The 26738-nt window shown below is 36.5% G+C and carries 25 protein-coding genes; 7 read left to right on the top strand and 18 right to left on the bottom strand.

Annotation, left to right across the window (positions count from 1 at the left end):
* Positions 1-142 precede the first annotated feature (142 nt).
* From ACZZZW_RS09760 to ACZZZW_RS09745, 4 genes are all read left to right on the top strand, one after another.
* The gene (locus ACZZZW_RS09760) at positions 143-1294 is read left to right on the top strand and encodes a hypothetical protein (protein ID WP_463493105.1); all 1152 of its coding nucleotides are present in this window, start codon (positions 143-145) and stop codon (positions 1292-1294) included.
* 128 nt (positions 1295-1422) lie between these two features.
* Positions 1423-1698 (top strand): hypothetical protein, encoded by a 276-nt coding sequence (locus tag ACZZZW_RS09755; RefSeq protein WP_055914911.1) that lies wholly within the window; start codon positions 1423-1425, stop codon positions 1696-1698.
* 282 nt (positions 1699-1980) lie between these two features.
* Complete coding sequence (locus ACZZZW_RS09750; protein ID WP_463493104.1) at positions 1981-2295, top strand: hypothetical protein; 315 nt, start codon at positions 1981-1983, stop codon at positions 2293-2295.
* Positions 2296-2706: 411 nt separating this feature from the next.
* Positions 2707-3186, top strand: coding sequence for a hypothetical protein (locus tag ACZZZW_RS09745; protein WP_463493103.1), 480 nt, complete (start codon positions 2707-2709; stop codon positions 3184-3186).
* 637 nt (positions 3187-3823) lie between these two features.
* Here the strand turns inward: ACZZZW_RS09745 and ACZZZW_RS09740 are convergent.
* From ACZZZW_RS09740 to rpsT, 17 genes are all read right to left on the bottom strand, one after another.
* Positions 3824-4753 (bottom strand): hypothetical protein, encoded by a 930-nt coding sequence (locus ACZZZW_RS09740; protein WP_463493102.1) that lies wholly within the window; start codon positions 4751-4753, stop codon positions 3824-3826.
* Position 4754: 1 nt separating this feature from the next.
* On the bottom strand, positions 4755-5063 hold the full coding sequence (locus tag ACZZZW_RS09735; RefSeq protein ID WP_463493101.1) for a hypothetical protein: 309 nt from the start codon (positions 5061-5063) through the stop codon (positions 4755-4757).
* A 243-nt stretch (positions 5064-5306) separates the two neighbouring features.
* On the bottom strand, positions 5307-6824 hold the full coding sequence (locus tag ACZZZW_RS09730) for a hypothetical protein (RefSeq protein WP_463493100.1): 1518 nt from the start codon (positions 6822-6824) through the stop codon (positions 5307-5309).
* Positions 6825-6863: 39 nt separating this feature from the next.
* Positions 6864-9671, bottom strand: a complete 2808-nt coding sequence (locus ACZZZW_RS09725) for a TonB-dependent receptor (RefSeq protein ID WP_463493099.1) — start codon at positions 9669-9671, stop codon at positions 6864-6866.
* A 112-nt stretch (positions 9672-9783) separates the two neighbouring features.
* Positions 9784-10299: an Mpo1 family 2-hydroxy fatty acid dioxygenase gene (locus ACZZZW_RS09720; protein WP_055914977.1), complete on the bottom strand. Its 516-nt coding sequence runs from the start codon at positions 10297-10299 to the stop codon at positions 9784-9786.
* A 181-nt stretch (positions 10300-10480) separates the two neighbouring features.
* Positions 10481-12052, bottom strand: a complete 1572-nt coding sequence (gene rny / locus ACZZZW_RS09715) for a ribonuclease Y (protein ID WP_055914924.1) — start codon at positions 12050-12052, stop codon at positions 10481-10483.
* A 296-nt stretch (positions 12053-12348) separates the two neighbouring features.
* Positions 12349-12639 (bottom strand): cell division protein ZapA, encoded by a 291-nt coding sequence (locus ACZZZW_RS09710; RefSeq protein ID WP_025143281.1) that lies wholly within the window; start codon positions 12637-12639, stop codon positions 12349-12351.
* A gap of 33 nt (positions 12640-12672) precedes the next feature.
* Positions 12673-12963: a hypothetical protein gene (locus tag ACZZZW_RS09705; protein WP_055914926.1), complete on the bottom strand. Its 291-nt coding sequence runs from the start codon at positions 12961-12963 to the stop codon at positions 12673-12675.
* A 31-nt stretch (positions 12964-12994) separates the two neighbouring features.
* Positions 12995-15394 carry a phenylalanine--tRNA ligase subunit beta gene (gene pheT / locus ACZZZW_RS09700; protein ID WP_463493098.1) on the bottom strand — a complete coding sequence of 800 codons (2400 nt, stop codon included), beginning with the start codon at positions 15392-15394 and terminating at the stop codon, positions 12995-12997.
* 195 nt (positions 15395-15589) lie between these two features.
* On the bottom strand, positions 15590-15784 hold the full coding sequence (locus ACZZZW_RS09695) for a hypothetical protein (protein ID WP_055914932.1): 195 nt from the start codon (positions 15782-15784) through the stop codon (positions 15590-15592).
* A 17-nt stretch (positions 15785-15801) separates the two neighbouring features.
* A complete protein-coding gene (locus tag ACZZZW_RS09690; RefSeq protein ID WP_055914935.1) occupies positions 15802-15996 on the bottom strand; it encodes a hypothetical protein in 195 nt (64 codons plus the stop codon).
* 1 nt (position 15997) lies between these two features.
* Complete coding sequence (locus ACZZZW_RS09685) at positions 15998-17392, bottom strand: radical SAM protein (RefSeq protein ID WP_463493097.1); 1395 nt, start codon at positions 17390-17392, stop codon at positions 15998-16000.
* Positions 17393-17397: 5 nt separating this feature from the next.
* Positions 17398-18156, bottom strand: coding sequence for a prolipoprotein diacylglyceryl transferase (locus ACZZZW_RS09680; protein WP_463493096.1), 759 nt, complete (start codon positions 18154-18156; stop codon positions 17398-17400).
* Positions 18157-18165: 9 nt separating this feature from the next.
* Positions 18166-19002: an endonuclease/exonuclease/phosphatase family protein gene (locus ACZZZW_RS09675; RefSeq protein ID WP_463493095.1), complete on the bottom strand. Its 837-nt coding sequence runs from the start codon at positions 19000-19002 to the stop codon at positions 18166-18168.
* Positions 19003-19097: 95 nt separating this feature from the next.
* The gene (radC, locus tag ACZZZW_RS09670) at positions 19098-19796 is read right to left on the bottom strand and encodes a RadC family protein (protein WP_055914946.1); all 699 of its coding nucleotides are present in this window, start codon (positions 19794-19796) and stop codon (positions 19098-19100) included.
* Between the two features lie 84 nt (positions 19797-19880).
* Entirely contained in the window at positions 19881-21155 is a 1275-nt protein-coding gene (gene ltrA / locus ACZZZW_RS09665; RefSeq protein WP_463492318.1) for a group II intron reverse transcriptase/maturase, read from the bottom strand.
* Positions 21156-21794: 639 nt separating this feature from the next.
* Entirely contained in the window at positions 21795-22049 is a 255-nt protein-coding gene (gene rpsT / locus ACZZZW_RS09660) for a 30S ribosomal protein S20 (RefSeq protein WP_029277289.1), read from the bottom strand.
* 242 nt (positions 22050-22291) lie between these two features.
* On the opposite strand from rpsT, the gene purN reads away from it, so the two are divergent.
* Entirely contained in the window at positions 22292-22870 is a 579-nt protein-coding gene (gene purN / locus ACZZZW_RS09655; RefSeq protein ID WP_055910555.1) for a phosphoribosylglycinamide formyltransferase, read from the top strand.
* 13 nt (positions 22871-22883) lie between these two features.
* Here the strand turns inward: purN and ACZZZW_RS09650 are convergent, their stop codons facing one another.
* Positions 22884-23246, bottom strand: coding sequence for a hypothetical protein (locus tag ACZZZW_RS09650; RefSeq protein ID WP_463493094.1), 363 nt, complete (start codon positions 23244-23246; stop codon positions 22884-22886).
* Between the two features lie 448 nt (positions 23247-23694).
* Here ACZZZW_RS09650 and purH point away from each other — a divergent pair, with 448 nt between their 5' ends.
* Both purH and ACZZZW_RS09640 read left to right on the top strand, forming a co-directional pair.
* The gene (purH, locus tag ACZZZW_RS09645; RefSeq protein ID WP_055910549.1) at positions 23695-25221 is read left to right on the top strand and encodes a bifunctional phosphoribosylaminoimidazolecarboxamide formyltransferase/IMP cyclohydrolase; all 1527 of its coding nucleotides are present in this window, start codon (positions 23695-23697) and stop codon (positions 25219-25221) included.
* A 412-nt stretch (positions 25222-25633) separates the two neighbouring features.
* Positions 25634-26656 (top strand): rod shape-determining protein, encoded by a 1023-nt coding sequence (locus ACZZZW_RS09640; RefSeq protein WP_010601761.1) that lies wholly within the window; start codon positions 25634-25636, stop codon positions 26654-26656.
* The last annotated feature ends 82 nt before the right edge of the window (positions 26657-26738 follow it).

Genomic DNA, 26738 nt, shown 5'->3' with positions numbered 1-26738 from the left:
GTTACTGTGCCTCCTGTTAACATAAAGAAATTGTTGCTTTAACGTTAATAATAAGTAAATTTAATGTAACCAAATATGTTGAGGTTTGATACGAGGGATTTACATATTATTTTCGAGCATTATTTTATTTGCTTTTTTGGTGATGAATAGCAACATCGCCATGGGGCAAAACTATTCGTTTGATTTTTATAACGGTACTTTCAATTTCAAACTGGATTCTACAACCGTAATACCCACAGCAAATACAGCTAGTGCTGCCGAAGTTTCGAAATTCTATAGCAGCATTTCTTCAAGTGATTATGAACCGCTTATTTCTTCATTAAAAGAATATCAGAAAAAATACGACTTAAATGATTGGATTTATTACCAGCTGATCCGTAAAACTGCTGAGCAGATCAGTCCTAAAGCAAACAATTATTTCAGGTATACCTTATATAAATGGTTTTTGCTCAGCAAATGTGGTTATGATGCCAGGCTGGCAGTTGGGAATAATCAGGTGATCTTTTATGTGCGGAATGATGAAGATATTAGTGATATCCCCTTTTTTATGGTCGACGGTAAAAAGTTTGTCTGCTTAAATTACCACGATTACGGAAAACTATTTAAACAGGCTGATACTTATAAGCCGGTTAAAATTTCCATTCCGGAAGCAAAAAACGCCTTCTCTTATAAAGTAACGCGTATGCCCGATTTTAAACCGGATAGTTATCAGGATAAAGATATCGCGTTTAGTTATCGACAAAAAGTACAGCATTTTAAACTTAAAGTGAATGAAAATGTACAAACCATTTTCAAAAACTATCCGGTAGTCGACTTTGAAAGTTATTTTAACATCCCACTGAGTAGAGAAACCTATAGTTCGCTCATTCCAACATTGAAAGAAAATTTGAAACACCTGGATAAGAAAAAAGGTGTTGATTATTTGATGAAGTTTACCCGCTATAGTTTTTTATACGAAGATGATAGTGATAATTACGGTGAAGAAAAACGTTTCTCGCCCGAGCAAACTTTATTAAGTACTTATAGTGATTGTGATGACCGGGCTGCCCTGTTTTTTTATCTGGTAAAGGAAATATACGATTTACCCATGATCGCTTTATTATATCCTAAACACCTTACCATTGCCGTACAATTTGATACACCTATAGGCAAGGCGATTACTTATAAAGGCAAAAAATATTCTTATTGTGAGCCTACACCACAGGCGCAGAATTTAAAAATCGGACAGCTTTCTGCCAACCTGAAAGACAGTAAATACCAGGTAGTTTATGCATATGAACCTATAAGGAGATAACGGGCTTATGGGCTAATTCAATGTTAATTTAATATTTATTTAATGTTATCTTATCAATAACAAGCTGAATCATCAGCTAATAACAGTACTTTTATTTTTGAACTGATGTTTAAATTTAATTTGTCTTTATGTCTGCAACAATATATACCATTTTAAAAGAATTTTTTGTTGAGGCAAACGGCCATGCCATTAAGGCCAGAATTATGTCGCCAATTAATGATGAGAATATTTTTGTGTTCCAAATTAATTCTTTTTATAAAAGTAAAACCGACGCCGATGCTTACGAACCTGCATCTACATTTACCTCATATGCAAATGCCGAGCGACATTTATTACAATACCTGGAGGGTTTTCAAAATACTTTAGATCTTGGTGGAGCCATTGCACCAGGCCATAACTTTTAGTTATTTTCGCTATTGTTTCTTCAGGATTGATCTCTGATGAGATTACATTTACATCAGTATTCGTTTTTCCTTTTGATTGCCAATAAGAATTAGCAGTTAAATAATCAAAAAAAACTTTAATGAAAATTGGACAAGTCAGGCTTTCCTGACTCCAAACGTCCTGATTTAAAATAAGTTAAAACAAATATTTTACATGTTAAGCGGGCAAGCGACTGTTAACATAATGATAATATTAATTTAACTTTCCGATTCTCTATCTTTGAAAATACCCATTAATTTTAGATGAAAAAGAATAAATCGAAGTCGAAAAATCATTCGACAAGCAAAAAGTTACGTAAAGAATTAGAATCCAAATTAGTACTTGCATTTACAGATCTTCTTGATCAATATGGCAAAGCAAAAAAAACAGATAAGGTAATTGAGAAGTTTGCAAAGCAATTAGCAAAGAAAGTTACTTTCAGAATACAAGATGATTCTATAGCTCCATTTACAAAAGAAGAAATCACCAGTGCTGAACCTGCAAAAGCAAAAACAGCTAAACCGGTTGTAATAAAAAAAGCAAAAGTAATTGTTAAGGAAGAGGTTGAAGCGAAATAAATAAAAAAGGCCTTGTTGGTAACCCAACAAGGCTTTCTTAATGTGTAAATAAAAGCTTATCGTAAAACTCCTCTGATCTTCTGTAGATAATCGACTGCTAAAATTTACAGTCCTTATTCAAAAATCTACCGGGTAGAGCCGCTCGCATTTTTAATATTTGTTTCAAAAAAAATAAGTATATTGGCTGTGTTAATTAAATAAACCGTTAACGAACCATATAATCTGCCCGGATAAACTTAGCTTATCCTTAGCGGCAATAAAACTCATCCCATTTATTTTATTGGTAAATACGCAAGTTGATTAGGTAAATCAAGGTTGTGGCAATTTTCTGTGCTACCGCCCTGATTAAACCAGCCATTTCAAATTGTGTTTAGGTTGAAATTATTTTTTCAATTAAATAACATATAATCTATGAGTTTAAACAACAAAATCTCGGCAGAAATTACCGCCGAGCAAATGGCAAAAGTTACCGCACAATTACAGGAAGCAAGAACTACGCTTAAAGATGTGTTGATTTTTAACCTTTCGGCAGACGAGCGCCAGACCATGTTAAAAATGGGAGACAGAACGTTGGCCTTTGTAGGCAGGGCAATTACACACGCAAAACAATCGCCCAATTTGGTACCCTCTTTTTTAGATGTGACCGAAACACAAAAAGACTATAAACTTGCAGCCGATCTGTATGAAATTTACCTCGAAGCAAGTAAGTTTTTACGAGCAGTAGATGACTGTATGATGGTAGCTGGTGGCGAAGCCTATGAATCAGCATTGGTTTTTTACAACGCTGTTAAAGGTGCAAATAAATCAAATATTGCAGGTACGCAAGATATTTATGATGACTTAAAGCAGCAATTTCCAAGAAACAAAAAGATCACCGAAACAAATATATAACAAAACGGTATTGGCAATGATTTTCAATTATTGCCAATACTTTTCTTTTTGTGCCAGTTAATTAAACCTGCTTACAGCAGTTATTGATAAATTAAAAACACCTAATTATACGTTAAGCACATATATTATTTAACCAAAAACCTATAATTATTTGTTAGGAACATATACTATTTAACCAATAACCTATAATTATAGCTTCAGAACATATATTGTTTAGCCAATAACCTATAATTATAGCTTCGGAACATATATTGTTTAATCAAAGCATATAATTATGGGTTTGGAACATATATTGTGTTTAGCCAAAAGCATATTTTAACCTAAGACAGAATAAAGAGCCTGCTTATTTTTTTTAAAAATGAATCGAAAAGTTCGCAAAGCAATTAACTAAAAAAGTTACTTTCGTTACTCAAAAGATTCTATAGCTCCATATACAAAAGAAGATCAAGTTACAGCTGCGGCTCTAAAAACAAAAAAGGTTAAACCGGTTGCAGAAAAAAGGCAAAAGTAATTGTTAAGGAAGAGGTTGAAGAGGGATAATTGGTTGTATTTCCAAAAAATCAGCGACGTATTAAAACCTCTCAATAAGTATAGGACTTTTTGAGAGGTTTTTAATAATTGTTATCTATTATTCTGATTATTGAACAGGAAACGCATAAAAAGCTACATTCTTTTGAATCCAAGAATCCCCAGGAGGATTTTGAGTGAACAAAAATAAATTCACTGATTCATGGCTATAACAATAAATCGGAACAGTTCCTGGCACTTGGGTACTATAAGCATAAAAAGCAATTTTTGATGAAGTTGTTGACCAATTACTACCAGATCCAGTTAATGCTTGGGTTGGTGTTTGTGCTGAAGTTGAGTAATAAGTCAGATTTTCAGGAAAACCAGGACTTCCACTTGAATCATAGGATTTTCCTTTAAATTCATAAACAGGTACAGTACCTGGTGCTTGAGTTTTATATCCATAGTAGTAAATACCTCTATTGCTCCAACCAAACGGAGTTGACATCGCATCATCTAATGAAAGATAATATTCGCTATTTGAGTTTCCAGCAATTAAATACACAGGTGCTTTAGGTATAACTGCTGGCGGTACTACATATATACTATATCTTGTATCAGAATAAATTGTTTTCGATTGATTTGAAAAATCTACGAATTCAACTAACAAGAGTATTTTCCCATTAGTTTTATTCGCAGGTAATGTGGCGTCTATATCAAAGAGATAAGCTAGCGTCTTATCGTAGTCAGATGATGTTACATTTTTTGTACCAAGAGTAATCGTTGATGGATCATTTTTAATTGTCGCATCACCACTCGCTGCCTCAGTATAGACTAATGAAATTTTACAATTACCAGTAACGTACCCTCCGGTAGCTACTACACCTCTAGACAATACAGCTACAAATTTAAATAATGTAGCCTCATTTTTTGTTGGTACTATTAACGCATTATTCTGAACACGATTTTGATCGATTTGAAACTGCTGTAACACAATCTGAGCTCGGGAAGTTAAAGCTATCACTATGAAAGCTATTAAAAGAAAAAAATGTTTTTTCATATTATTTCTCGTATGTGGCTTTATATTCATTTGCAGAATCGTACTCAGATTGAATATCTGCTAAACTTTTATGATACCAACCATATACAACAAATTCTTTGTTCTTTTCATTGTATACAATTTGGTTCTTTGGCGCAGTGGTAGTTATCGAAATAAAGTTTAGTAATTTTGAGAATTCAATTTCTGATACTACGGTTGTTTTAGCAACGGGTTCGATTTTGATTTCATCTTTTTTACAACCAGCTGTAATTGCAATTATTAAAGCTCCAACTATTGAGGCTTTAAATAGATAGATATTTATTTTTTTCATTCCTAAATGTAGTCGCTAAATGTTAAAAATACATTACTATAGAATTAATAAACTAATAAATAATACAAATAAAAATTTATAATACTACTAATTAAAATAATTTATAATCATATATTTAACACATAATACTACATCAAAAAAATATTTATATTGAATTTTATAAAACGCAAAAAGCTAGAATTAATCTAGCTTTTTGCGTTAAAAAATAAATGAATGCCCACAGAGGGTATTTACTGAATAAATTTAGTAAACATTGGTTTGAGGTGTAAAATTAGCCCAACCAGTAGTCCAGTCAGTAGTACCAAAGGCACCGCGATAGTTAACTACATCAAAACCAGTCAATCCTGTAAAACTTGCGCCTGCTAATAAAACAGATCCGGTGTTCAATGTGAACTTCGGCGTTGCACCTAAGTCAAAAATTGTAGCGTCAATTCCTATATCTTCCCACTTTGAATAAGTTTCGTTTGCAAATGCTGCTGTTTTAAACCAAACATCAACAGTTTGAGCACCTACATTCCCGGTAGATTTAGTTTCGACACCAATTGGATTTGGAAATGTTGTAGTACCACCAGTACCATAACCGTTTGCGCCCCAACCATCTACACCTGCAAGTACATTGTTTTTTAGTACCAATTCGCCAGCAGCTGCATTTGCTAAAGTTGTAGCTCCATCAATAAATAAGCCATTTGGATAAGCTGTAAATACTGAGTTATAGATTTTGATTTTATTATTTCTTCTCAAATGCATTGCATTTTGAAATTGTGTAGAAATTGTTTTATTCCTGTCTTTCTTTGGGCCAATAATGGTTACGTTAGAAAATTGAGGTGAAGTAAAAGGTGTTAAGCTAGAACCTGCACCATCGTTGTCTACCTCAAAACCATTCGAACCCGATTGATCTGCAGAGTTTGCATCACGGATACCGATAGCGAATTGAACAGTACCACGGAATCCAAAATCAACATCAAAGTCATCATCAAGGCCACGATAAGCAATTAAATGTTTAGCATTTACTGTTCCACCAAACCACTCAAAAGCATCATCCAAGCCATAAGAACATTGAACATAGTCAATTACTGTTCCTGAACCTACTGATCCCATTGTTAAAGAGTTCACTTCCTGGTTTGGATTAATTGGCGTACCAGCGTAATCAATTCTAACATATTTTAAAATACCAGAGTTATCGGCATCAACAGTACCACCGTGCCAGCCTCCGTAAGCGCCTTCTAATTCGGCCTCACCACCGGCTTGGTTATTTGTAGCTTTTCCACATAATACAACACCACCCCAATCACCTGGCTCACGGAATCCTGCTGCACGCTCAGAAGTAAAGATAATTGGCTGAGATGCAGTACCTTCAGCAACTATTTTATTACCTCGTTGTACCACCAATGTTCCTTTTGTTTCTCTATCTCCAATAATTGTTGTACCTGCTTCAATTGTTAAAGTAACGCCTTCAACTGCAGCCAAACCACCGCTATTTTTAGCATCTCTACCAACTCTTACAAAACCATTAAGTCTGTAAATATTATCTTTTGTCCACTTTGTATTCGTTGTAATGCTACCGTTTGCTACTTCTACAATAGGTTTTGTAAATCCTGTTGCAGGATTTGTTCCTGTTCCTGTACCTGAATTAAATCCAGCCTCATTGTATTCGATAACGGTAGTTTTTTTACACGAACTAAAAATTAAAGTTCCTGCCAAAACAAACATCATTGTTTTAAGAGCGTTTGTACCAAATTTTGGCTTGTAAAGCTTTTTCATATTCATTTTTCTATTTTTTTATATCCTTAAATGTTTTTGTTAAAATACTTTGTAAGAAAGTGTTAATCCGAACTGGCGACCACTTTTGTATTGTACAGTTACCTGATCTGTTGATTGATCGAATTTACCATCCTGATTTCCATCTTGCATTAGCGTAAAGTTTTGATTTAGCAAGTCGTTAAAGTTGGCTTTTAATGAAAGTTTATTTGTAAAGTTTTTTGTGATTACTAAGTCGATTACATTTCTCGGCATCTCATAAATATCTCTGATTACATCTGTACCCACAAATGCAATACGCTTACCTGCAACATTATACAGTAGATTTACCTGGAATTTTGATTTAACGTTATTATAGAATATTGCTGTATTAATAATGTATGGTGATTGACCTTGCATAGGGCGGTTATTGGATTGACCAAGGGCATTATCACCGGCAAACTCAACTTTACTGTTGATGTATGATGCATTTAGTAAAAGCGTAATATCATTAAGAAATTTTGATGAGGTAAGACCCGATAATGATTTACGCATTTCTAATTCCACTCCAATATTCCGAACATTTTGAGCATTATTAAAGCTGAATGATTGCGCATTGGAACCAGAAACAGCAGTCATCTCTATAGCATCCTTAAATTTTTTGTAAAAACCAGAAATACTAATAAGTTCGCTTGTGGATGGATAGAATTCATATTTTAGATCATAATTATCAATCTTTGCAGTTTTTAAATTACGGTTACCAGCAACATTAAAGTTTTGATCAAAATCATAGAATGAAAATGGGGCTATTTCTCTAAATTCTGGTCTGTTTAGTGTTTTACCATACGCTAATCTAAAGAGCGATTTTTCACTGATGTTATATTGTACATTGGCAGAAGGCAACACCCTGGTGATATCATTATCCACATTAACAGGGCCACCTGTATCAAAACTATTTAGCTTTTGAACATTTTTCTCCACTCTGGCACCCGCTACGATTGTCAATTTATCTTTATATGGCAAAATAAAATTAGCATAGCCAGCCAATAATTTGTTAGAGGCATCATAGTTGTCATAAGGGTTTGATTTTTCATCCAATCTTATCCCGGTTGTGGTATTGATATTTTTCCAGTCGAAAAGTTCTTCGATAGTTCCTTTTAATAATGATTGATCAAATTGAAGAGAATTTGCCCTTACATAACCGATATTTCTCGAAGAGAAAGATCTTTGTTTATCTTCATAATAGGCTCCAACCTTTACTGATGGTTTAAATTCTTCAGATTTTGGAGCTAACGCTTGTTCAACATTAAATGCACCTGTTTTAATATCTTCATTCATTTTTGAATAGAATCTTCCCAGGAATTCTGGCTGAGCTCCTCCTGTAGGCACGAAAATATTATAGGTTCCATTTCCATTATCCAATGTTCTGTAACGCGAATAATCAGGCTGATCTCTGAAAGATTTACTGTAACCTGCAACCCAGTCGAACTTTGTATTTTCGCTATTAAATTTATGATTACCTGATAACTGCCCCGAATAAATACCGCGGTACAAAACGTTGGATGCATAATTTGCATAGGCTTGTTGCTTTTCTGAACCTACCCTACTTACATACTGCGATGTACTTAGCTGATTATATAAGTTCTTAAATTCAAAGGTATTGTTGTTATCTAATTTGAAGGCCCAATTATGCACAACACCCAAACGAACATTATAGGTATACTGATCGTCGTTATACCTGTAATTCTCTTCTGCAACCTTTGAAATAGGATCATATGCCTCGTAGTTGCCTCTAAAAACAGCATTGTTGGTTTTGCTATTACTGTAAGTTATCGCAGTAATATTTCCTAATAACTTATTATTGATATTAAAACGTTTACTGCCATAAATATTAAGCTTTTGATCTAAATTGGCCGTATTTACATCAGGCACCCAATTATTTCTCAATGCATGCCCGGCGGCATTTAGTTTGCTTGCGCTAACATTATTTAAATTTGAAGGAAAGTTTACAGGAAGATCATTATCTCCGGTGTTAAAACCAGTGAAGTACAAACTTCCAGTATTTGTTCTCTTAAAGTCTTTAAAAGTAGCATTTTCACGGTAAGAGGTACCATAATCTATGGTTAAGCGATCATCATCAGGAATGCTTTTTAAAAAAACTTTTACAACACCACCAGCGAAATCGGCAGGAATATCAGCAGAAGGACTTTTGTAAACCAATACCCGATCTATTTGGTTGCTTGGAATTAAATCAAAAGAGAAAGACCTTACATCAGTTTCTAAACTCGGAGCTGTTACGTTGTTTAATTGAACGTTATTATATCGTTCTGCCAAACCTCGAATATTTATAAAACGATTATCAACAATGGTAATACCCGGAACACGTTTTACAACCTGTGCAGCATCAGTATCTCCCGATCTTTGAATGGTTTGGGATGAAACTCCGTTTGCTATCGATTGCGATTTTTTTAGTTCGGCTAACAATGAAACCTCAGTACCTGTTTTTCTGGATCCGGAAATCACAACATCATTAAGTGTTGATTGATCATCTTCCATTACAACATCAATTACTGTTGTTTTTCCTGGAGTAACTTTAACATTAGAAACAACTTGTTTTTTAAAGGATATAAATGAAAAAACAACATTATAAACCCCTGATTTAACTGTATTTAATGTGTAAATACCTTGCGCATCACTCGTTGTACCGATAGATGTTCCTTCAATTAAAACAGATAACCCAACCAAAGTCTGCCCAGTAGTTTTATCAGTTATCTTACCAGAAATTTTTCCAGTTTGCGCATACGAAAGTATGCTGATCGTTAAAGCGAACACTGTAAGTGCCGCTCTTTTAAAAGAGTTTTGTAAATCCAATTTGCCTTTATTTGATAAGGGCAAAAGTATTACCACAGTGTTAACTGTAGATTAGGTATTAATTAATGTTACTTTACCTTAAGGTTAATTACAAGTTAACAACTTTTTTAACTCAGTACCTGATACCTGTTTTTTTGCAAATGAAGTGCAGTAACCAGATCGGGCCTATTAACAAAAATTTAACATCATCAAGAAAAGATGGCTTTTTCCCTTCAATTTTATGCCCTATAAACTGACCTGCCCAGGCAGCCACAAATATTGCAGCATAAATGGCATAAGCAGTTCCACTCCCTAAACCAACGGCCTGTTCAATTTTAACAATGATGTAACTCATCAGGCCTACCACCCAAATCATCATAAAAAACAGTACAGGTGATAATGTAAAGTAATAATAAAGGCTAAATGCAAGCAGGAAAGATGCCCAGTTGAAAAAACCGTTATAGCTACCCAGAAAGCCAAGGTGCGGAAAAGGAATCTGCCAGATTAACCCCAATAAGCTAAATACAATTAATGGAACACAGATCCAATGCACCAGTTTGTTGGTTGGATTTTGGTGACTTTCGGCATACTTATCAAAAAGTACATCTACAGGCCGTTTCGGTTCTATTGTTATGGATTGCTTGCTCATTATGTAAAAATAAAAAAAAGCGATGGAATATCCATCGCTTAATATTTTGTTTATTAAACCGTTCGTCATGCTGAATTTATTTTATCAGCAGTTTATATCGTTTTAAAGGTCAGATAGCTACTTCGTGGTCAGCATCTTTTCTATAACTACATCCTGAAACGAGTTCAGAGTAACGATTAACTTATTTAGCAAATGCTACTGAACGGGTTTCTCTGATCACCGTAACCTTGATCTGACCAGGATAAGTCATTTCGGTTTGGATACGGGTAGAAATATCAGCAGCTAAAAGTTCTGCCTGTGCATCAGTGATGCGTTCGCTTTCTACAATCACACGTAATTCTCTACCTGCCTGGATAGCAAATGTTTTCTCCACACCAGGATAAGATAAAGCCAGTTCTTCTAAATCCTTCAATCGTTTAATATAACTTTCTACCACCTCACGGCGTGCACCCGGACGGGCACCAGAAATCGCATCACATGCCTGGATAATTGGAGAAATCATTGAAGTCATCTCAATTTCATCGTGGTGGGCACCAATTGCATTGCAAATTTCAGGATGTTCTTTATATTTTTCGGCCAGTTGCATCCCTAAAATTGCGTGTGGCAATTCGGGATTATCATCAGGCACTTTACCTATATCGTGTAATAAACCTGCGCGTTTGGCCATTTTGGCATTTAAACCTAATTCGGCAGCCATTGTAGCACAGAAATTTGCAACCTCGCGCGAGTGATGTAACAAATTTTGACCATAAGATGAACGGTAACGCATACGGCCAACCATACGGATCAGCTCAGGATGCAAACCATGGATACCTAAATCGATTACAGTACGCTCACCAATTTCGACGATTTCATCTTCGATCTGTTTTTTGGTTTTGGCAACAATTTCTTCAATACGTGCCGGGTGGATACGTCCGTCGGTTACCAAACGGTGTAAGGCCAAACGTGCAATTTCTCTTCTTACAGGATCAAAACCTGATAAAATAATAGCTTCCGGGGTATCGTCTACAATAATCTCAATGCCGGTAGCAGCCTCTAAAGCCCGGATATTTCTACCTTCTCTACCAATAACGCGTCCTTTTATCTCGTCACTTTCGATATGGAAAATGGATACTGAGTTTTCGATAGCAGCTTCGGTAGCGGTACGTTGAATGGTTTGAATAACCACTTTTTTAGCTTCTTTACTTGCGGTAAGTTTTGCTTCGTCTACAATATCCTTTATCTGGATCATTGCTTGTGTACGGGCAACTTCTTTCAGGTTTTCTACCAATTGGTTTTTAGCTTCATCTGCTGATAAACCTGCAATGGTTTCCAATTGTGTTAAATGCTGATTTTTTAGCACCTCAACTTCTTCTTGCTTTTTAACGGCAATTTCAGTCTGTTTTTCGAGGTTAACTTTTTGTTTATCGAGTTCCTGCTCTTTTTTATTAAAATTTTCCATGCGCTGATTTACCGATTGCTCTTTCTGCTTCATGGTATTTTCGCGTTGGTTAATGTTGTTGTTTTTAGCATTCACTTCTTGCTCATGCTCAGCTTTCATTTGCAAAAACTTCTCTTTTGCTTCTAAAAGTTTATTCTTTTTTAAGATTTCTGCATTGTTCTCTGCATCTTTTAAAATCTTTTTCACTTTGTTCTGTGCAGCAACTTCCTGCTGTTTAAGCAAGTTGCGCAGGAGGAATCTTCCTACCACTACTCCGATAGCAATACCCGCTATTACGGCAAATACGTATCCTAATATTTCAACTATTTCCATTTTGTTTTTTAAGTAAAAAAAAACCGCAACTAATTTTTAAAGTCTCATACATTTTAAACCTCAACTAAGCATAATTAGGGTTTAAGCCATTTTCAGGTGCCATAGCAGATGAAATACGCCCTCTTAACCCTATAGATATTGAAGTGTTAAGTTTTATAAAATTTGAAACTCAAAAACTAGCTGCGGCTATGTTTTTATGCTAAATATTGGCCCCGTCATCCCAAAGATATTTCAGGATCTTATAAATTTAGGCTCTGAAACGAGTTCAGAGTGACGAATTGCCGAAAGAACGAACCTTATTTTGAAAAGAAATTATTGAGTAAAACATCCAATTCTTCAACTTTATCAGCAACAGCAGTATCCTGGTTTTGTACTTTATTTTCTGTTCTTAATACGGCGGTTGCATAATGCAAAACTGCCATAGAAAGAAGGTCCTGCTTATCTCTAACCGCATAATTATCCTGGTAATCTTTTATGCGCTCATTGATCATTTTTGCTGCCCGTCTCACAATTTCTTCCTCTTCCATATTCACCTTTAACGGATAAATACGGTCGGAAATGGTTATTTTAATCGAGATTTCTCCCATTGTTTAGCTTAGTTTCTGATTTCTTTGCATCATTTATTTTTTTAATAATGCAATACTTTTATCAATCTCACGCACAAAATCGTTAATTTTTTGTTTAATATCAAGCGACTTTTCACTTGTTCCCTCAATACTTTTAGCCAATTTTGTAACCCTCAGTTTTTCGTCGAGTTCTACATTTTTGCCTTTAGCCGTATCAAGTGCAACTTTTAACGATTGATTTTCAAGCTTTAATAAATCATTTTCTTCCTGTAGCGCATTACATAACTCAATTACCCGAGCCGTTTTTTGTAATACTTTATCTAATTGATCTGCAACAGAAGTCATGAATTTATTTCTAAAAGTACGAATTTATATTTTATTTCCTAATTTCTGCACCAGCTTGTGAGGTTAAATTGGCAATTAGCTTTTGCATTGTATTTTCAATCTGCTTATCGGTTAAGGTTTGTTCCTCATCCTGCAAAATGAAATTTAAGGCATATGATTTTTTACCTTCAGGCAGTTTATCGCCAACATACACATCAAATACACCAACTTCTTTAATTAGTTTTTTGTCAGTTTTAAAAGCAATTCCTTTCAAAGTATCAAAGGTTACGTTTTGATCTATCAACAAAGAAAGATCACGACGCACTTGCGGGTATTTTGAAACTTCTTTATTAATGATTCTGTTTTTCTTCACAATATCCAACAAAGCAGCCCAGTCAAAATCTGCATAAAAAACTTCGGCATTTACATCGGCCACCTTACGGTCGGCTTTTGATGCAGCGCCGAAACTCACCAGCGTTTTATCTCCACGGAAATATTTAATGCCATATGCAAAATTTTCATCATTTAAAGTATCTGTCTGGTAGCTTGCAATGCCCAAACGGGAAATGATCGCATCTACAGCCGACTTTAAATTATAAAAAGTAGATGATTTGGTATTATGGTTCCACTGCTCGCTTTGCTTTGCACCAGAAATTAACAACATTAACCTGGGGCGCTCTACGTACTTCTCATTAATTAAATGGTAGGTTTTACCGAACTCATAAAATTTAACATCAGCATTTTTACGGTTTTGATTATAAGCAACACTTTCTAAAGCAGGCATCAATAAATTTTGGCGCATTACATTTAAATCGCTGCTTAAAGGATTTAAAATAAATACAGCCTCATCTAAATTTTTAGAGTAGGTAGATTTTGTTAAAGAGTTACACATAATTTCTGCATAACCGTTAGCAGTTAGCATATCGGCAATTACATTGTGTGTATTTTCTTTTTCGGGCTTGGTACTGTATGAAAGTGATGCATTTACCTTTGCCGGAATTTCGATATTGTTATAGCCGTAAATACGCAATACTTCTTCTGTAATATCGCACTCACGGGTAACATCAACTTTAAATGAGGGTACTCTTAAGGCCAGGGTATCATCTGAGGTATTGGTTGCCGAAATACCCAAAGCAGTAATGATGTGTTTAATTTCTGCTGAAGGGATATTTGCGCCGATTAATTTATTAATATTCGTGTAACTTACCTCAAACTCAAAGGGCTTGATGTGGCTTGGGTAGATATCAGAAATTGAAGATGAAATTTCGCCACCAGCAAGTTCTTTAATTAACAGTGCGGCATATTTTAATGCTGTAACCGTAATTTCAGGATCGGTACCACGTTCGTAACGGAAAGAAGCATCAGTTTTTAAGCCATGCCTTTTAGAAGTTTTACGTACAGAAACTGAATTGAAATACGCACTTTCTAAGAAAATATTTTTTGTATTGTCATCAACTCCTGATGATTTACCACCAAAAACACCCGCAATACACATTGGTGCTTCAGTATTACAGATCATTAAATCATCGGCACTTAACTTACGCTCAACACCATCAAGTGTTATAAAAGGTGTGCCTTCGGCAACTTTTTTTACGAGTACTTTTCCGCCGGCAATTTTATCGGCATCGAAAGCATGTAGCGGCTGGCCTAAACCATGTAATATATAATTGGTAATATCAACCACATTATTAATCGGGCGTAAACCGATAACTTTCAATTTATCTTTTAACCACTCTGGTGATTCTTTTACTGTAACTCCAGAAATTGTAACACTACTATAACGCGGACAAGCAGCTAAATCTTCTACCTCTACCGGAATAACAAGATTTTCGTTGTCTGTTTTGAAAGTAGATAGATCCGGCATTTCATATTCGCTTCTGAAATAAGCTGCTAAATCTCTCGCCACACCTAAATGCGAAGCTGCATCGGCACGGTTAGGTGTTAAGCCAATTTCAAAAACATAATCATCATCCATTTTAAAATGATCTTTTGCACGGATACCTACCTCAGTATCTGCCTCAAGAATCATAATTCCATCGTGAGATTTACCTAAGCCAATTTCATCTTCGGCACAGATCATGCCCTGCGAAAGTTCTCCCCTGATTTTTGATTCTTTGATTTTAAAAGGTTCGCCCTCCAAAGGATAAACAGTTGTACCAACGGTGGCTACCACCACTTTCTGACCAGCGCCTACGTTTGGTGCACCGCAAACAATCTGAAGATTTTCGTTACCGCCAACATTTACGGTGGTAATGCGCAAACGATCGGCATTGGGATGCTGAACACAGGTTAAAACTTCGCCGATTACCAAACCCTCGAGGCCGCCTACTACAGGCTGCACTTTTTCTACACTTTCTACTTCCAAACCAACATTGGTAAGGATTAATGAAAGCTCCTGAGGTGTTTTATCAATTTGTACGAATTGTTTTAACCAGTTATATGATATTTTCATTTAATGAGATTTGAGATTCCAGACAGGAGATTTGAGACTTAGAAGGCCTGTAATCTTCAATCTGGATTTATAAAATGCAAAGATATTATTTAAAGCTTAAAGGAGAAAGCTAAATTATTGAGATTTGAGATTCCAGACATGAGATTGGAGGCTTACGATGGCTAAAACCCTGATTCAGGCACACAATATAAATGACTAATGGTTAATATGCAGATTGGAAAGAATGACTGCGCATGCCCCTGCACCAATAACCAACATAATTACGGAGGCAATTACCAGTTTAAGGCCTGGCTTAACCGGCTGATTTTTTACTGCCTTAATGATGATCTGGATAATACCAACCACAAAAAGCAACACAGCAACTACCCAATAAACGATAAAAATTCCCATAATACTTAAGCTGGATATTAACTGTTGGCAAGCAATACGGCACAGGCCCCAAAACCGATTACCACCATAATCACTGAGATGATAATTAACTTTAATCCGGCTTTTACAGGCTCATTTCTTGATGATTTTACGATGATCTGGATAATGCCAACAATAAAAAGAACAATTGCGGTTAAACAATAAATTACAAATAAGCCGAACAAACCACCCATATCAATTCATATTTAATTTTTCCCTGATTAAATCTATTTTATTATCGCGATAAAAAATATTCATGGTTTCAAATGGAACTATTTTGTATTTATCGCTTACAATGTGCACACAGGATTTTTTAACTGCACGCACATCAAAATCCAAAGGATCCATAAAGTTCATAATGATGATGCGGAATAAATTATCATAACTCAAATTATCCGATTTCACTCTTGGCAAACAGCACATCAGCTCGCCAAAAGTATCTTCTGCACAATCTACCGAAACGCCTGTGCTAAAAAGATTAAGCATATGCGCTTTCAGTTTTTCATCATGTTCAAAAACGATTGTATTTTTTGAATTGTTCAATAAATCTTCCGGATTGATCAAATGTGTCATCGGAATTACTTCATCACCGATTTTTAAAGCGTAAGCCATGCAGAGCGCATCAGGGTTGCAAGGCACCGGAATTAAATCCTGTGGGGTAAAAGTTGGGTACTGCTCATAAATTTTTCTTCGTACCTCTGTCAGGGTAATCCTTCCCTGCTGATCGTTATAATCATCATTTCTACCTGCTACTTGTGTAGGCTGAAAAGTAACGCCACGCACGCATTTCTGCTTTAGTGCGTAATCCAGTATATCACCAATTTCGTGGTCGTTTAAACCGTTTTGCAAGGTAACCACCAGAGTTGTTGATACATTGAACTGGTTTAAATGATCGATGGCTTTTCTCCTTACCTCAGTTAGATCCTCACCTCTTAGCTTGGTTAATACTTCGGCACTAAAACTATCAAACTGGAGATATATTTCGAAATCGGGCATGTAACTGGCTAATTTCTCAACGAAGTTAATGTCTTTCGCAATTCTGATCCCATTGGTATTTACCATTAAATGTTTGATGGGTTTGGTTTTGGCAAGATCAAGGATCTTAAAAAATTCGGGATGAACAGTTGGCTCACCTCCTGAAAGCTGAACCACATCCGGCTCGCCCTCATTGGCCACTACAACATCCATCATGCGTTCAATCTCTTCAAGCGTGCGGTGCCTGCCATAACTTGGAGATGACATGGCATAACAGGTTGGGCATGCAAGGTTACAGCGATCTGTTACTTCGATAACGGTTAAACAGGAATGCTGCTCATGATCGGTACATAAACCACAATCGTACGGACAACCATAATGCACTTTGGTATTAAACTTAAGTGGCATTTCGGATTGCTTATTGTAATTTCTGATCTGCTTATAATAATCTACATCATCGGCAATCATCACTTTGCTATCGCCGTGGGTTCTGCAGTTTTTCAGCATAAATACCTTTGCATCCTGAAAAACAATTTTCGCATCGCAAAGCTGTAAGCATTCCGGACAAAGACTTTTGGTGTAATCGTAGTATATATAATCCCTGGTATTGGCCATATTGCTTACTGCTGATGTATAATCCGTTTGGAAACTCTGATAATGAATTTATAATAATACATAAAAATAAACAATGCAGACCAATGAATACTGCTTAAATTTAAAAATAATGATTGGTAAGGTTTAATAAATTCTATTAAAAAACGAAACAGGAAATAGAGTACCATGAGCAGCTTAAAGCGATCTCCGTTAATCATTTCGACCTTTTTTAACCTGTTGAAAAGTAAAATTAACAGCACAAGATAAATCATTTCATAGAGCATTATCGGGTGCCTGAGGATGCCGTCGCCCAAATCCATGCCCATAAAAAAATGAGTGGGAATTCCATAGGTTGGTTCGTCGATCCCCATAGAAAAGCAACCAATTCGGCCAATAATCAGCGCAACCAAAATGGGAATAACATAAATATCTCCTGAAGCTATATCAACACCGATTATCTTTTTAATCAGTTCTACACCGAAAAGGCCTCCCAACAAACCACCAATAATGGTTTTACTTTGATAAAGGATTGAAAAAGTAAGGTGATGGATAACTTCGGGCGTTTCGAGCACAGCAACCACCCTTGATCCGATTAATGCTCCAAGCATTGCTCCAAGCATAATCCATAACCTGTTTTCGTCGGAAATTGGATCTACAATTCCTTTTTTATAGAAATAATAAAGCCTAACACCAACAATAAAGGCAAGTGTTTCGAAAATATAATGATAATGGTACTCATTACCGAAAAGTTCGAACTTAAAAGGAAATAATGATAGTGCTGTCAATACCATTTATTAAAAGAAGAGCTTACAATAAACAGGCAAATGATCTGAATAATATCTTTTATCCTTACTATCTGTAAGTACGGCAAACTTTTGCACTTTAAATCCTTTATTTACAAATATATAGTCGATTCTATCCTTCAAATCACTATCGAAATGAAAACCATTAAACGTGCCGGCAGGCCCATATGGAGGTTCTACAGAAACCTCTTTTGCATCAGTAAGAAAAGATTTAATTGTTGCAATGGCTTCAGTTTCTGGAGTTACGTTTAAATCGCCAGTAAAAACAACGGGTAAGGTTGGCGCAATTTCCTGTATTTTCCTTTTAAGCAATTTTGCCGATTCTATCCTGGCCTGCACGCCGATATGATCGTAATGGGTATTAAACACGATAAACGCTTTCTTATTTAATTTATCGTACAGTTTAACCCAGCTACACACGCGGTTTAGTGCCGCATCCCACCCTTTAGAAGGCACATTAGGCGTTTCGGAAAGCCAAAAAGTGCCACCGTCTTTTTTAACAAACCTATCTTTATCAAAATATACTGCGGAGAATTCTCCTTTTCGTTTACCATCATCGCGACCAACGCCTACCACATCAAAATTTGAATTTTCCAACAAGGCATCAAACTGTTCAGGCAAAGCTTCCTGTACACAGAGGATGTCGGCATCATGAAATTTCACTAATGCTTTTACATTGTCTTTTCGGTTTGGCCAGGCATTAATGCCATCTGATGCCACATTTAAGCGGATATTGTAAGTTATAATATTGATTGGCACATTCGTTTTTTGAGCGAAGGCCATTACGGTTAGTAAAAGAAAAACTGGGATAATTTTTAAAGTATTCATATTGACTATTAATTTTGACATACCACAATTGGTAACGTAAATAAAGTGCGATTATAACAATTTAAGCTTAATTACCCTTTAACAAGGAAATATCTTTAAATTAAATCTTCATCTTTATAACTATAATAGCGGTTGTTGGCAAAAATGAGGTGATCTACCACAAACATACTAAGGAGATTTCCGGAAGAAACCATATTCCTGGTTAATATATCGTCGCTTTCGCTCGGCCTTACATTACCAGAAGGGTGGTTATGTGCCAATACGATATTTGCTGCATTATTTTCTAAAGCGGTTTTAAAGATGATTTTTGGATCAGCAACTGTTCCGGCTTGTCCGCCTTTACTGATTAAAAATTTCCCGATAATCCGGTTGGATCTATTGAGCAACAAAATCCAGAATTCTTCATGATTGAGATTGGCAAAGGTTTGATGCAGGTATTTATACACATCATTAGAGGTTGTAACCTGAGTAATGATCTCTTCGGTAATATCTTTTCGCCTTAAGCCAAGCTCTAAGGCAGCAATAATGGTTAAGGCTTTAGCTTCACCAATCCCTTTAAATTTTGAGAGCTCCTGAATGGATGCCCGACCAAGCTTGGCTAAACTATTGTCGTAAAAAGCTAAAATTTTCTTACTTAAATCTACAGCTGTTTCGTTTTTACTTCCCGAGCCGATTAAAATTGCAATCAGCTCGGCATCGGTTAAATGCCTTCGGCCATGCAGCAGAAGTTTTTCTCGGGGCCGATCTTCTTCTGCCCACAGTTTTATGCCAAGTTTTTGAACGTAGTTTTCCATTTTTAATCGAGTAAGAAGCAGGGAATTAGTTTCCCTGCTGTCTCCTCACACCACCGTACGTACCGTTCGGTATACGGCGGTTTGTTAGAATAACTTCGTTTGGTGTGTCGTTTTCCAATAGTAATAATTGGTAAATCCATCAAGTCCATGCCTCAAAAAGAACTTCTTGTCAAGGGTTGTAAGTAATATCGGGCTGTTTGCAGTCCTACAGTACCCCTTACGGGTATTGGCCAATTGATAGGCCCTTGATTTTACCAACCCCATCTTCATTAAATTCCGCGCTCTACCCGTTATACTCTTCCATTGCTTCCAAAGAACAATCCGCAGTCTGGTCCTCATCAACTCGTCCAGTCTGGTCATATGACTCTTTGCTTCTGCAATAGAGAAATAATTAACCCAACCATGAATGATTTCCTTAAGCGTTAATATTCTTTCTTGGAATGGAACTGGTTGGCTACGTTTAGTTTGCTCCCGGATTTTCTCCTTGATCGCTCTTAGAGATTTGGATGAAATTCGCATCTTCCATCCCTCTTTGCTACCATAGAATGAAAACCCGAGCAGACTACTTTGGCTTGGCCTGCTAACCTTACTTTTCTCCCTGTTAACCTTCAGTTTCAGGCAGTCTTCCAGATATACTGAAATACTTCTCATTACCCGGTGTCCTGATTTCCTGCTTCTTAGATAGATACTGCAATCATCAGCATATCGCACGAACCTGTGCCCACGCTCTTCGAGCTTAACATCGAGTTCGTGAAGGATAACATTTGATAGTAACGGACTTAATGGACTGCCTTGTGGCGTTCCTTCTTTTCTTGGGCTGACCAATCCATTCTCCATGATCCCCACACTCAAATAAAGACGAATAAGCTTCAATGTCCGCTTATCCTTTATCTTTACTGACAGCAGATGCATAAGTTTATCATGGTTTACCCGGTCAAAAAATTTGTCCAGGTCAAGTTCCACAATCCAGGTGTAACCTGTGTTAAGATATTCCTGAGCCTTTAACACTGCCTGATGGGCATTGCGATCTGGCCGGAAACCATAACTATCAGAGGAAAAGTCGCCCTCGTACTTGGGGCTCAGCCATTGAGAGATGGCCTGCTGGATCAACCGGTCAATGACCGTTGGGATGCCAAGCATCCTCTTACCACCACTGCCTTTGGGTATCTCTACCTTTCTTACAGCGTTCGGTCGGTAATGGCCTGATAAAATATCACTCCGTAATGCCTGCCAGTTAGCATTCAGGTAGTCGCGAAGTTCATCGGTCTGCATACCATCAATACCACCAGCACCCTTATTGGCAGTAACCTGCCTAAAGGCTCTTTGTACATTTCGGATGTCTAATATTTCTTCAAGCATAATACTAAAAAAAAAACTCCTTCCCAGGCATTGTGTACATTGGTTGCACGGCTCGGCTCAGCTCCTCTTATAATTTACTCTCGGATTCCGTCCTACCCTCATATAAGCAGTTCTCTAATGTGGTTCCGCTGTAAACGCTCTGCCATAAACTTCCTGTTTCCTTTGCCATCCTAACATTTGGTCCTTTCTGCATCCGAAAAATGCAGTACTACGACCGCTGCTGACTTCTGATTGAGGCATTTAACATCTCTGCCAAATGTTTCTTCTCCTGTAATCGCGCTTACAATTGACAGAACTCATTCAGATCTCCCGGGGTAAGACAATCTACTTCCTATGGATGTGGCCTCTGTATCTGCGTAATAGTCCCCGTGCAGTATTGGGCTTCTGTTTGTTTCGCAACATCACCCGGACTAAATCCGCCTCGTATACAGTTTCTGTTCGTAAGCCCCCATATTTGCCGCGGACTTCCTTCAGATTCGCAGTCACCCACGACACCCTTGTCTCGAGCTAACACTTCCTACTGCTAAGCGTGTTCGGGACTTGAACCCTATAGTCGATTGCCATGCCCGGCGCACGATAAAAAAAAGGCATCCCAACTTTTGGTTGGGATGCCTTTACTAATATCGTAAAATAATTGGTTTATTTTAAACCGTTAACGAATTTCGTTAATTTTGATTTATTATTAGCCGCTTTGTTTTTGTGGATAATGTTCTTTTTAGCTAAACGATCTAACATAGAGATTACTTTAGGCAATAAATCAGATGCAGATTTTTTATCTTCTGCAGCACGTAATCTTTTAATAAAGGTACGTGTAGTTTTTGCCTGATATCTGTTACGTAAACGTTTTGTTGCGTTTGCTCTAATTCTTTTTAATGAAGATTTATGATTTGCCATTTCTATTTAGCCTTTTATTTTTCTTATTCGTTTCCTATAATTCGGGTTGCAAATATAGGATTAATGTTTTTAAATTACAAAACACTTTAAACTTTTTTTTCATTAAAGTTTAGCCCTATTTAGCAACCACAAAAATACGTTAAATTTATTCATTAATAATACTTTAACTTAATTGAATAAAATTTCTTTTCAATTGAAAAAACAGGCTTAAAAATACTATTTTTGGACAAAACGATTTTTGAGTGAAAAAACGAATAGCCATCTTTGCATCAGGTTCTGGCTCCAATGCCCAAAAACTGATGGAGCATTTTAAGCGGAGTAATGAAATAGAAATCTCTTTGGTGTTAACCAACAACGCCGATGCCTATGTACTACAAAGGGCTGATAATTTTGAAATCCCCACTCATGTTTTCGATAAAAACGAGTTTTATAAAACCGAAGAAGTAATCGATTTACTCAAAAACCTGGAAATAGATTTCATTGTGCTTGCCGGTTTCCTCTGGCTAATTCCTAAAAGCCTGATCAATGCTTACCCAGGTAGAATTGTGAATATACATCCGGCACTTCTCCCTAAATTTGGTGGCAAAGGCATGTACGGCGATCATGTACACAACGCTGTTATGGCTGCCGGTGAAGCAGAAGGCGGTATTACCATACATTATGTTGATGAAAATTATGATGAAGGCGAATACATTTATCAGGCCCGGTACAGAATCGATAAAAATGACAACCTGGAAATGGTTAAGTTTAAAGGGCAGCAGCTCGAACACCAACACTATCCCAGGGTGGTAGAAACCATTGTAAAAAAGATAAAGAAGTAACCGGGATTTTCTACTAATCGATCTTAAAGATTTCCGGATCTGTTTTAGCGCATAATAACATTAAAGTATCTCCAATTTGTAAATCAGAGTTTCTGTTAATCACTTCCTGTGTCCAGATTTTATTATTTAATTTATAAGTAAATATAGCGTAGGGTGTTTTACTGCTTTTACTTCTTCTTAAGTATAAATCAGTTACTATTCCCTGAGCATGCACGCCATGGTTGGCCAATTGTTTTTCCGTAAAAGCTTTATGCATTTTAATCACAAAAAAACCTATCGGCCCGCCAACAAACAGCAAAAATAGAAAAGACTTCAGTTTATCCCACCTTCCCCTATCTCCCAGCCATAAATCCCCTAAATAAAACAGTGCCAACATTGCTGAAATGCTTAGCCACATTATCCAGTTAAACCCAAAATAACGATGTGAATGGTAAATTCCAACGTAACAACATACAATAAGAAACACAACAACTATATATGACCAAGTTGCTTTACGATTTGATTGAAACATTACTCTCCCTCGTGATAATTAATAACAATTTTTTGATAGGCTAAATTAGCAAAATTGAAATACCATTAGTAAATTTTAAAGCCTCGCAGATTAATTCTGCTCAACCAGGTAAAGATTACATATAATAATTAGAATGTGTAGAAAGTGAATATTTCCGCTTGCAATATGGAGATATAAGCATCTTTAAAATCTCATAGTAAAATAAAAAACACCCTGTTGAGAAAGATATAAGACTAATTTCATTTTTATTGATTTTAGCCCCTTAATAAATGCCCCTGTTTTACTACCTTTGCGGCTCAAAATTTTCAGTAGAATGAGTCAATCCATTAAAATCAAAAACGCTTTAATCTCAGTATATTATAAAGATGGTTTGGAGCCATTGGTGAAATTATTAGCTGCACAAGGTGTACAGTTATTTTCTACCGGTGGTACAGAACAATTTATAAAAGATTTAAACCTTCCTGTTACGGCAGTTGAAGATTTAACAGGTTACCCATCTATTTTAGGCGGACGTGTTAAAACTTTACACCCGAAAGTATTTGGTGGAATTTTGAACCGTAGGGCTTTAACTGGCGACCAGGAACAGATTGCTGAATATGAAATTCCTGAAATTGACCTGGTTATTGTTGATTTATACCCTTTTGAAGAAACTGTAAAAGCAGGTGGAACACCGGATGAAATTATCGAAAAAATCGACATTGGTGGTATTTCTTTAATCCGTGCTGCTGCAAAAAACTTTAACGATGTTGTAATCATTGCCTCTAAAAATGACTACCCTACTTTACAGGCTCAATTAGAGGCGCAAAACGGAGAAACTACTTTAGCACAACGTAAATCTTTCGCTAAAACAGCTTTCCATACTTCTTCTCACTACGATACTGCAATTTTTAATTACTTTAATACTGAAGAACCGCTTGATGTTTTTAAACAAAGTGTAACGCAAGCCAAAACTTTACGTTATGGCGAAAATCCTCATCAAGGTGGTGTATTTTACGGTGATTTAGATGCCATGTTTACTAAACTGAACGGCAAAGAGCTATCTTACAACAACCTGGTTGATGTGGATGCAGCTGTTGCGCTGATCGATGAATTTCAGGATCCAACTTTTGCGATCTTAAAACATACAAATGCTTGTGGTATTGCATCACGCGCTACCGTAAAACAAGCCTGGATTGATGCTCTGGCCTGCGATCCTGTTTCTGCTTTCGGTGGTGTACTCATTACCAATGTAGAAGTGGATTTAGAAACCGCACAGGAGATTAACAACCTTTTCTTCGAAGTATTAATCGCACCTTCTTATCAGCAAGAAGCGGTAGAATTGTTCAGTAAAAAGAAAAACCGTGTTATTTTACAACGTAACGAGGTTGAATTAAGCAAAAAACAATTTAAAACATTATTAAATGGTGTAATTGAACAGGATAAAGATTTAATTATCGAAGGTCCTGAACAAATGACAACCGTTACCGATAAAGCACCGACTGAACAAGAGTTAAAAGACTTGTTTTTCGCTAATAAAATTGTAAAACACACTAAATCAAATACCATTGTATTGGTAAAAGATGATGTTTTAATTGCAAGTGGTGTTGGGCAAACCTCACGTGTTGATGCTTTAAGGCAAGCGATTGAAAAAGCGGCCTCATTTGGATTCAGCGTTAAAGGTGCAGCAATGGCTTCTGATGCTTTCTTCCCCTTCCCTGATTGTGTTGAAATTGCTGCTGAAGCTGGAATTACAGCTGTGCTACAACCTGGCGGATCAATAAAAGATGCTGATTCTGTTGCAAAAGCAAACGAAAAAGGTATTGCAATGGTAACCACGGGGGTAAGACACTTTAAACACTAATTAAGCTTAAAGTAGAAAGACTAAAGCTTAAAGTAAAAAGACTAAAGCTAAAAGTAGAAAGACTAAAGCAGAAGGACTAAAGCTTAAAGTAGAAAGACTAAAGCTAAAAGCAGAAAGACTAAAGCTAAAAGCAGAAGGACTAAAGCTTAAAGTAGAAAGACTAAAGCTAAAAGCAGAAAGACTAAAGCTAAAAGCAGAAGGACTAAAGCTAGAAGCGGATATCTTACCTCCTTAGCGCACTCGAACTTTGGTCTTGTAACTTTGGTCTTTTAGCTTTTTTATTTTCTAAACATTTTAATTGCCTTAAAAACAACGGAATGAATGAAGAAAATAAAACTTAAAACAATAAAAAAGCTATTTTTACATTAGGAATAGTATAGATTTGACAAAATAAAGAAAACATACCTTATACATGGGATTATTTAACTGGTTTACGCAAGAAGTTGCCATTGATTTAGGCACTGCGAATACCCTGATTATACATAACGACAAAGTAGTTGTAGATGAGCCATCTATCGTTGCTTTCGATCGTACTACAAATAAAGTAATTGCCATTGGTAGGCAAGCCATGCAAATGGAGGGTAAAACCCACGATAATATTAAAACTGTACGTCCGCTAAAAGATGGTGTTATTGCCGATTTCAACGCGGCTGAAGCGATGATTAAAGGCATGATCCGCATGCTGAATGGCGGTAAAGGCTGGATGTTTCCATCATTGCGTATGGTAATCTGTATTCCTTCTGGTATTACTGAGGTAGAAAAACGTGCAGTACGCGATTCGGCAGAAATTGCCGGTGCAAAAGAAGTATATTTAATCCACGAGCCAATGGCTGCAGCTGTAGGTATTGGTATTGATGTAGAAGAACCTATGGGTAATATGATTATCGATATAGGTGGTGGTACAACAGAAATTGCGGTAATCGCATTATCTGGTATTGTTTGCGATCAGTCAATCCGCGTTGCCGGTGATAACTTCGACTCTGATATTGTAAACTACATCCGCCGTCAACACAACATTATGATTGGCGACCGTACGGCAGAAAAAATTAAAATTGAGGTTGGTGCAGCTTTACCTGAACTTCAGGATGCTCCTGCTGATTTTGCCGTTCAAGGGCGTGATTTAATGACGGGTGTACCTAAACAGATTACGGTTTCTTATACCGAAATTGCACATTGCCTGGATAAATCGATCTCTAAAATTGAAGAAGCGATTTTAAAAGCATTAGAGATTACTCCACCAGAACTTTCTGCAGATATTTACCAAACCGGCATTTATTTAACGGGTGGTGGTGCCTTGTTAAGGGGTTTGGATAAACGCGTAGCAGCTAAAACTAAATTACCTGTTCACGTGGCCGAAGATCCTCTTCGCGCGGTAGTACGCGGAACCGGCATCGCCCTTAAAAATATTGGCGGATATAAATTCTTAATGCAATAACATTCAGCTCGGAGTTTGGGGTTGTTGATTTGGTTTTTCCAATCATGCGCCAAACTATTACTCTTAACTCCGAACTTTTAAC

It is taken from the genome of Pedobacter sp. AC379, assembly GCF_979258145.1.
The sequence above is the reverse complement of the archived record's forward strand: the minus strand, read 5'-3'. Positions and strand labels throughout refer to the sequence as shown.